Here is a 6,011-nt window from a genome sequence, read left to right as displayed (position 1 = left end):
GCCCCCTGTCGGCCGCGGAGCGGCGCGCGGTGACGGTCCGGCCCGGAACCTCCAGGCCGCCCCCGGTGTCCGGCCGGCCGGGCCCCACCGCCGGGCCGGCCGGACGTTCCGACGGACTACCGCACCGCCCTGAGGTAGTGTCCGTCCGCCCAGCCCATGGGGTGGGTGAGGTGGACCCACGTGCGGTGGTCGGCCCGGTGCGTCCTGCAGTCCCCGGGGACGTGCCTGGCGTTGTACGGGAGCCTCGCGACCACCCTGTAGCGCAGCCCTGGACCCGAACGGACGTTCAGGTGGCCGTGAACGCGGATGTGGACCACGTTGTAGTAGCAGGTCCGCGCCGATGTGGCCGGAGCGGAGGTGCTCGCGTCCGCCTGGGCGGGAGCGAGCATCGAGAGCGCGGCCACTGGCACGGCCAGCGCCGCCGTCTTCCGGATTCTCATGAGTACCCTCCTTCGTGCACTCGTGTGTTGAAAGAGTGCAGCACGGGCTGGAAGAAGCCTCAAGAAAGCCTGAATTCACCGACGCGCCACCTGACGCGCTGGTGAGGGGCGTCCACGCTGGTCAGCCTGGTTCGGGCAGGATGACCTTCCGCTCGGGAGACATGCCAGAGTGACCCTGTGGTCATACGGCCGCGATCTACGTTCGGCCAGCTCAGAGCCCTGATTGTCCGCTCCTGTGAGACCGGGCGGCCGGGCTCTCGGCGGCTGCGGACCGTTTCCGCGCCCCGGGCGGTCCGGAACAGGGCGGCCAGGCCTCCGGACGGCGCATCCGGACGGCGCGTACCGGACCGGTTCCGAGCGGATCGTCCGTGCGGACGGATCAGTGGATGCGGGTGGCCGTGCGCGCCTCGGGTCCCGCGTGCTCCTCGTGCACGAACCGCTTCCCGCGCAGCAGCGAGGCGACGGCCGCGACCAGCGACATGGCGATGGCCAGCGAGAACACGATGACCAGGCCGTGGTGGAACGGTCCGGAGATCAGATGCGGGAAGTAGGAGCGTCCGGTCAACTCGGCGGCGTCGGCGGGCGGCAGCGCGGCGAGCACCCCGCCCTGGCCGAGCAGGCTGCCGATCGGGTTGTAGCCGAGGAACGCCGCGAACAGCGTGCCGACCGGCGGCAGGCCCGCCACGTGCCGCGCGGCGGCGGGCGGGACGCCGTGCGCGGTCAGCCCGCCCGCCAGCGTGCCGGGCAGCCGGTCGGCCAGTCCGGCGATCATCAGCGAGAAGAACACCCCGATCGACAGGACCATCCCGGCGTTCATGAAGGTGGCCCGCATCCCGGACGCCACCCCGCGCTGCCCGGCCGGGACAGCGTTCATGATCGCGGTGGTGTTGGGCGCGGCGAACAGCCCCGAGCCCAGCCCGTTGAGGAAGATCAGGAGCGCGAACAGCCAGTACGGGAAGTCCGTCGGGATCAGCAGCAGCCCGCCGAAGGCCGCGGCGGACACCAGCAGGCCGCCGGAGGCGAACGCCCGCGCGCCGTGCCGGTCCGACAGGTGGCCCGACAGCGGCCCGGCGACCAGGAACCCGGCGGTCAGCGGCAGCAGGTAGATGCCCGCCCACAGCGGGGTGTCGGCGAAGTCGTAGCCGTGCAGCGGCAGCCAGACGCCCTGCAGCCAGATGATCAGCATGAACTGCATGCCGCCGCGCGAGACCGCGGCGAGCAGCCCGGCGGCGTTGCCCGCGGCGAACGCGCGGATCCGGAACAGGCCGAGCCGGAACATCGGCTCGGCCACCCGCGTCTCGACCACGCAGAACGCCGCGAGCAGCGCGATCCCGCCGGTGATCCCGGCGAGCACCCACGGGTTCGTCCAGCCCATGACGTGCCCGCCGTAGGGCTGGATGCCGTAGGTGATCGCGGCGAGCAGCGCGGTCAGCCCGGCGGCGAACGTGAGGTTGCCCGGCCAGTCGAGGCCGACGGTCGCGGCGCGCCGCCGGGTCTCGACCAGGCTGCGGTAGCCCCAGACCGTCCCGAGGACGCCGATCGGCGCGGACGCGAAGAACACCAGCCGCCAGCTGACCTCGCTCAACAGGCCGCCCGCGACCAGCCCGAGGAAGCTCCCGGCGATGCCCGCGACCTGGTTGACGCCCATGGCCATGCCGCGCCGGTCGCTGGGGAACGCGTCGGTGAGGATGGCCGCGGAGTTGGCCATCAGCATCGCGCCGCCGATCCCCTGGAAGATCCGCCAGCCGATGAGCCAGACCGCTCCGGCGCCGCCGCGCAGCGGGTCGAGCGCCAGCACGAGCGTGCCGGCCGTGAAGACGGCGAACCCCGCGTTGTACATGCGCACGCGGCCGAACAGGTCGCCGAGCCGACCGAGCGTCACCACCAGGACGGCCGACACCAGCATGTAGCCCATCAGGATCCACAGCAGGTAGCCGACGTTGCCCGGGCGCAGCGGGTCCAGGTGGATCCCGCGGAAGATCGCGGGCAGCGAGATGATGACGATGGACGAGTTGACCGTGGCCAGCAGCATGCCGAGCGTGGTGTTGCTCAGCGCGATCCACGCGCAGCGGGTCGGGGTGGGGGCGGTGACCACGCGGACCTCCCGAAGGGACGACGGGGTGCTCTGCGATAGTTTCTTACGCTAACTAACCTACGTCGCGTAGTGGCATCCGTCACGTCCCGGGAGAAGTGCCGTGAAGCCGGGCATCCGGAGCGGTGCGGCGGGTCGAGGAGGCGCGCAGGGCTGCCGACTTGACCTGGAGCGCACTCCAGATGCTGAGATCGGGGACATGACCGAATCCCACGTGACCCTCATCACCGGCGGCGGCACCGGCATCGGCGCGGCCACCGCCCGCGAGCTGATCGCCGCCGGCCGCAAGGTCGCCGTCACCGGACGCCGGCAGGACCGCCTCGACGCGCTCGCCAAGGACCTGGGCGCGCCGGACGACCTGCTGACGATCGCGGGCGACGCGGCCGACTACGGGCAGGTGGAGGCGGCCGTCCGCGCCACGGTCGAGCGGTTCGGGCGGCTGGACGCCGTCGTCGCCAACGCCGGGCACGCCAAGGGCCGCTCGGTGGCCGACTCCGACCCGGACGACATGCGCGAGATGGTGCTGACCAACGTGCTGGGCCCGGCCTACCTGATCCGCGCGGCGCTGCCCGAGCTGACCAGGTCGCGGGGCCGGATCGTGATCGTCGGCAGCGTCGCCGGGTTCGTGAACACCCCCGGCAACCTCTACGGCGCGACCAAGTGGGCGATGACCGGCCTGGCGGAGAACACCCGGCGGCTGGTGACGTCCGACGGCGTCGGGGTGACGCTGATCGCGCCGGGCGCGACCGAGTCGGAGTTCTGGGACCACGTCGGGACGCCCGACTACCCGCGCATGCTCACCTCGGAGGACATCGGCCGCGCCATCGTCTGGGCCGTGACGCAGCCCGCCGGCGTGGACGTCAACACCATGGTCGTCCGCCCGGTCGGACAGGCCAACTGACGCCCGGACGCGGATGACCGGGCGGGCCCCTCGGCCTCGCCCGGTCATCCCCGCCGCGGTCATCTGTCCGGGTTCAGTTGTGCGGGGCCATCTGTGCAGGGCCACCCACGCGAGGTCACTCCCTGGACAGCAGGCGCTCGAAGGGCACCGGCTCCTCGAAGGGGTCGGGCCTGGCGGCGGGCGCGCGTCCGGCGATCGTGCCGGCGAGCTCCCGGCCCGCCCGGGTGAGGCGGTCGACCAGCTCCCCGCTCCCCCAGTCCTCGGTCGCCGCGTACACCGCGGTCGGCTGGACGGCGGCGCGCAGGTAGGCGAACAGCGGACGCATCGCGAAGTCGATCGCGAGCGAGTGCCGGGGCGTCCCGCCGGTCGCGCCGAGCAGCGTGGGCGTGTTCTCCAGGGCGTCCTTGTCGAGGACGTCGAAGAACGTCTTGAACAGGCCGCTGTAGGACGCCTGGAACACCGGGGTGACGGCGATCAGGCCGTCCGCGCCGGTGACCGTCTCGACGGCGCCCTTCAGCTCCCCGGCCGGGAACCCGCTGACCAGGTTGTTGACCAGGTCGTGGCCGAGGGTGCGCAGCTCGACCACCTCGACGACCGCCTCGTCGCCCTGCTCGCGCAGGGCCTCGGCGGTCGCCCGCGCCAGCCGGTCGGCGAGCATCCGGGTCGAGGACGGCTCGCGCAGGCCGGCCGACACGACCGCCAGGCTGCGGGTGCTCATCGCGCGACCTCCTCCGTGCCGATCCCGCCGGCCTCGCCGGTCTCGCCGGTCTCGCCGTCCTTGGCGTTCCTCGCGGCGAGCAGGGACCCGTGGGTCGGGGCGTCCGGGACGTGCGCGGGACGGCCGATCGCGAACTCCTTGCGCAGCACCGGGACGACCTCCTCGCCCAGGATCTCGAGCTGCTCCATCACGGCCTCCTCGGGCAGGCCGAGGTCCAGCGTGAACAGCTGCCGCTGGTAGTCGCCGACCGCGTCGCGGAAGGCGAGGGTCCGCTCGATGACCTGCTCGGGCGTGCCGACGGTCAGCGGGGTGGTCTCCATCGTCTCCTCGAGGGACGGACCGTTGGCGTACACGTAGGACGTGTCGAAGTACGGCCGGAACTCGCGGATCGCGTCCTCGGCCCGGGGCCGCATGTAGACCTGCCCGCCGAGGCCCACGATCGCCTGGTCGGCCGCGCCGTGGCCGTAGTGCTCGTAGCGCCGCCGGTAGAGGGCGACCATGCGCTGCACGTGCTCCATGGGCCAGAAGATGTTGTTGTGGAAGAAGCCGTCGCCGTAGTAGGCGGCCTGCTCGGCGATCTCGGGGCTGCGGATGGAGCCGTGCCACACGAACGGCGGGACGCCGTCCAGCGGACGCGGCGTGGCGGTGAAGCCCTGCAGCGGCGTGCGGTGCTTGCCCTTCCAGTCCACGACGTCCTCGCGCCAGAGCCGGTGCAGCAGGTGGTAGTTCTCGATCGCCAGGTCGATGCCGTCGCGGATGTCCTTGCCGAACCAGGGGTAGACGGGGGCGGTGTTGCCGCGTCCCATCATCAGGTCCACCCGGCCGTCGGCCAGGTGCTGCAGCGTGGCGTAGTCCTCGGCGATCTTCACCGGGTCGTTGGTGGTGATCAGGGTGGTCGCCGTGGACAGCACCAGGCGCTCGGTGCGGGCGGCGATGTGGCCGAGCAGGGTGGTCGGTGAGGACGGCACGAACGGCGGGTTGTGGTGCTCGCCGGTCGCGAAGACGTCCAGTCCGAGCTCGTCGGCCCGGCGCGCCATCCGGACCATCATCCGGATCTTGTCGTGCTCGCTCTGCACCCGGCCGGTCGCGGGGTCGGTCGAGACCTGTCCGACCGAGAAGATCCCGAACTGCATCATCACACGGCTCCATTTAGTAGAAGGTTCAACTATCTTAGCGGTGCCGTGCTCCGCGTTATTCCGGTGCCGCCTCCGGGCCGTGTCGGTGCCCGCCTCCCGGCGGCGCCGACGGCGCTCGTCAGCTGGAAACGTCCAGGTCGAGGGCCTGGAAGAGCCATACGTGCGCCCGGCTGATCAGGTGCGGACCGCCGGTGACGGCCTCCGTGAGCGCCCAGTAGTGGATCATGCGCGCGTCATGGTCGTCCCGCAGGTCGTCGGCCAGCCCGCGCCGGAAGCCGGGGGTGTCGCGGGCGCCCCGCGCGGCGGCGTGGACGGCGACGAACCGGTCCAGCTCCGGCCCGGGACGCGGCGGGACGCCCGACAGCGCGAGGGGGGCCGTCCGCTCGCAGGTCTCGGTCAGCCCGTCCAGGAGGACCGGCTCGTCGTTCACCCTGCGGGCGTTGGCCAGCCTCCGCGCCCGCAGCAGCGAGCACAGCGACCGGTCCTGCACCAGTTCGACCAGCTCGGCGTAGGCGAGGACCTGGCCGGGCGTCGGACCGGGCGGCGGCGGAGGCGCGGCCATGTCCAGGAACGCCTCCAGGTACGGGCCCCCGTCCAGCGCGACGGCCTGGCTCCGCCAGAACGCGGTGAGGACGGCGTGCGCGGCGCGGCCGTCCGCCGCGGCGGCCAGCAGGTCCAGGCGCGCGGCGCGTCCGGCGGGGTCGCCCTCCTGCGCCGCGCGGAG

At 72.6% G+C, this 6,011-nt stretch carries 5 protein-coding genes and 1 pseudogene; 1 reads left to right on the top strand and 5 read right to left on the bottom strand.

Annotation, left to right across the window (positions count from 1 at the left end; genetic code table 11):
- Window positions 1-116 precede the first annotated feature (116 nt).
- Both DZF91_RS29575 and DZF91_RS29570 read right to left on the bottom strand, forming a co-directional pair.
- On the bottom strand, window positions 117-440 hold the full coding sequence (locus DZF91_RS29575; protein WP_117360387.1) for an SH3 domain-containing protein: 324 nt from the start codon (window positions 438-440) through the stop codon (window positions 117-119).
- A 379-nt stretch (window positions 441-819) separates the two neighbouring features.
- Entirely contained in the window at window positions 820-2,535 is a 1,716-nt protein-coding gene (locus DZF91_RS29570; protein WP_235834649.1) for an MFS transporter, read from the bottom strand.
- Between the two features lie 196 nt (window positions 2,536-2,731).
- On the opposite strand from DZF91_RS29570, the gene DZF91_RS29565 reads away from it, so the two are divergent.
- A complete protein-coding gene (locus DZF91_RS29565) occupies window positions 2,732-3,433 on the top strand; it encodes an SDR family oxidoreductase (RefSeq protein ID WP_117360386.1) in 702 nt (233 codons plus the stop codon).
- A gap of 115 nt (window positions 3,434-3,548) precedes the next feature.
- Here DZF91_RS29565 and DZF91_RS29560 read toward each other — a convergent pair whose 3' ends face one another.
- The 3 genes and pseudogenes from DZF91_RS29560 to DZF91_RS40570 all read right to left on the bottom strand — a co-directional run.
- Complete coding sequence (locus DZF91_RS29560; protein WP_117360385.1) at window positions 3,549-4,151, bottom strand: FMN reductase; 603 nt, start codon at window positions 4,149-4,151, stop codon at window positions 3,549-3,551.
- Entirely contained in the window at window positions 4,148-5,284 is a 1,137-nt protein-coding gene (locus DZF91_RS29555; protein WP_117360388.1) for an LLM class flavin-dependent oxidoreductase, read from the bottom strand. Before DZF91_RS29555 ends, DZF91_RS29560 begins: the two co-directional genes overlap by 4 nt.
- A 121-nt stretch (window positions 5,285-5,405) precedes the next feature.
- Window positions 5,406-6,011 (bottom strand): annotated as a pseudogene (locus tag DZF91_RS40570) (hypothetical protein); the annotation flags it as partial.

It is taken from the genome of Actinomadura logoneensis, from assembly GCF_003428695.1.
Classification (GTDB): domain Bacteria; phylum Actinomycetota; class Actinomycetes; order Streptosporangiales; family Streptosporangiaceae; genus Spirillospora; species Spirillospora logoneensis.
This window is presented reverse-complemented; position numbering and strand designations above follow the sequence as displayed.